We start from the raw sequence: 2053 nt of genomic DNA, 5'->3' as shown, positions 1-2053 counted from the left end.
CTGAGTCAGTCACAAGATTGTGTGTCACAACGTAGCGCGGCCGCCGCACACGAACACGCTAAAGACCGTCGGCAGCGCCAGTTGTGTAAAAGAGCCAGCCGGCAACAGCCAAACGCTCACGCGGATGGCGCGCGATGCCCGCCCGCCCCTGGCAGGCCAGCAGCAAGCCGCAGCGGCAAACGCCAAAGGCGCGGCAACCGGCGCCTCCCAGCTCAACATTGACGACAAAGGCCACGTCCAGCATGAAAGAGTCCTGCTGAAAACGGCGGCAGGGCGCGAAACCATCAGCCCGAAGATTGAGCGCGGAGAAATGCCAGAGGTGAATGGGCTGATCGTTCACCAGACCCAGTCTCCTTCAGTCAATTCAACCTTGAACAGCTACGCAAAGGACAAGGCCAATGGCGCCCACTTTCTGATTGACAAGGACGGAACCATTTACCAGACCGCTTCGCTGAAGCGGAAAACAAACCATGTGGGGCCACTTAGAAGCCGCTGCGCGCAAGAAAAGAGCTGCTCGCCTGAAGAAACGAAGCTGAATGAAAAACACAACCCTACAAAAGAAAACCAGCGGGAAAGCAAGAAACCGGCGGGGGAGCGCTTCCCCTCCAATAGCGACTCCATTGGAATTGAACTGGTAGGCATGGCTTACAAGGCCAAAAGTCATCAGGAAACCCGTAATCCGGATGGCAGTTTCAACTTCCTGATTACCACCACCACAGACGGGAAGACGCTGAAATATGAAAATCTGTCGGCTGATGCTGCTAGCCAGATGAGGCACGAAATTAAAGAAAGTAAAACCAAGGATAAATATTTGGTATTTGAGCAAGTTACAACCCAGCAGAATGAGTCCCTTCAATGGCTGACGCAGCAGCTACGCAACGAATTCTCAATACCAGAGTCGGAAGTTTTTTCCCATCCAACAGTTTCCCGTAAAACGGGTTCGGAAGCGCTGACAGCCCAGTGGAGGTAGATCGTCATGAATTTCAGATGGCTACTCTGCCTGCCTTTCATTCTGACGCCTAGCATCATGTCTTTGGCCCAAGAGATGCTTGTTTATGATGCATGCGTGGATATATTGGAAGAGGATTTCGCAGACGATACGATCACGCTATGTCCCTCATTATTGCCGCCCATCAAGACCATTCACGTGGAAGGCAGCAGTGGTGATGCAAAGGCGCAAGAGCCAGACTGCAATACATTCAGGCCAGATGCCGCTACAGTGCGGCGCTATTTCTCGAAAGCGCAGCAAATCAGTGACCAGGACTGGATGCATAAGCTCATTTGGATTACATGCGAGGCTTCTGGCTCAATGACGCTGGAAGATGGACGCAAAGCGCGCTGGGGCCTTAGCCCCAACCGCTCGGCACTTGTCACTATTGAAGGAGAGCCATACCAGAAATTCTTCCTCTTTTGCTCGAAAGCGGATTGCGGTTTCTCACCATTCTGGTGACAGGCGGCCATTTCAACAATTGCCTTCAAGCGCAGTGCATGAAGGCAATTTTTTTGGAGACGATGACACGCATAAGCCCCAATGCCCCGCCAGAAATCCGCACAGTGAATATTCAATACCAGAATCGGAAGTTTTTGCTCATCCAACGGTTTCCCGCAAAACAGGTTCGGAAGCGCTGACAGCTCGATGGAGATAAATCGTCATGAATTTCAAATGGCTAGCCTTCCTGCCTTTCATTATGACGCCTGGCGTCATGTCTTTGGCCCAAGAAATGCCTGTTCATGATACCTGCGTGGATATATTGGAAGAGGACTTTGCAGACGACACGATCACGCTATGCCCATCGCCATTGCCGCCGATCGAAACAATTCAGGTGGAAGGTTATAGTGAAAGCAAAAAGGAAGCAGGAGAGCCGGACTGCAATACATTTCATCCGGACGCTGCCACGGTGCGGCGCTATTTTTCAAAGGCGTGGCAAATCAGCGGCCAAGACTGGATGCATACGCTAACCATGGTTCCATGCAGCGCTTATGGCTCTATGACGCTGCAAGGCGGACGCAAAGCAGAATGGGGCATTAGGCCCAGCCGTGCAGGTCTCATCAG

3 protein-coding genes are annotated in these 2053 nt (G+C 52.2%); all 3 read left to right on the top strand.

Translation table 11 applies throughout. The annotated features are described in order from the left end of the window. The first annotated feature begins 124 nt into the window (after window positions 1-124). The gene (locus C1720_RS12520) at window positions 125-970 is read left to right on the top strand and encodes an N-acetylmuramoyl-L-alanine amidase (RefSeq protein ID WP_102284700.1); all 846 of its coding nucleotides are present in this window, start codon (window positions 125-127) and stop codon (window positions 968-970) included. Between the two features lie 6 nt (window positions 971-976). Further along, window positions 977-1450, top strand: coding sequence for a hypothetical protein (locus C1720_RS12515; RefSeq protein ID WP_146007067.1), 474 nt, complete (start codon window positions 977-979; stop codon window positions 1448-1450). Between the two features lie 202 nt (window positions 1451-1652). Next, the coding region (locus C1720_RS13470) for a hypothetical protein (protein WP_146007066.1) at window positions 1653-2053 on the top strand (401 nt) is incomplete at its 3' end.

It is taken from the genome of Ottowia massiliensis (genome assembly GCF_900240305.1).
In the GTDB taxonomy this organism is placed as follows: domain Bacteria; phylum Pseudomonadota; class Gammaproteobacteria; order Burkholderiales; family Burkholderiaceae_C; genus Ottowia; species Ottowia massiliensis.
This window is presented reverse-complemented; position numbering and strand designations above follow the sequence as displayed.

Coding starts and splice junctions, on each gene's coding strand:
- C1720_RS12520 (WP_102284700.1), top strand. CDS start 125: ATGGCGCGCGATGCCCGCCCGCCCCTGGCAGGCCAGCAGCAAGCCGCA.
- C1720_RS12515 (WP_146007067.1), top strand. CDS start 977: ATGAATTTCAGATGGCTACTCTGCCTGCCTTTCATTCTGACGCCTAGC.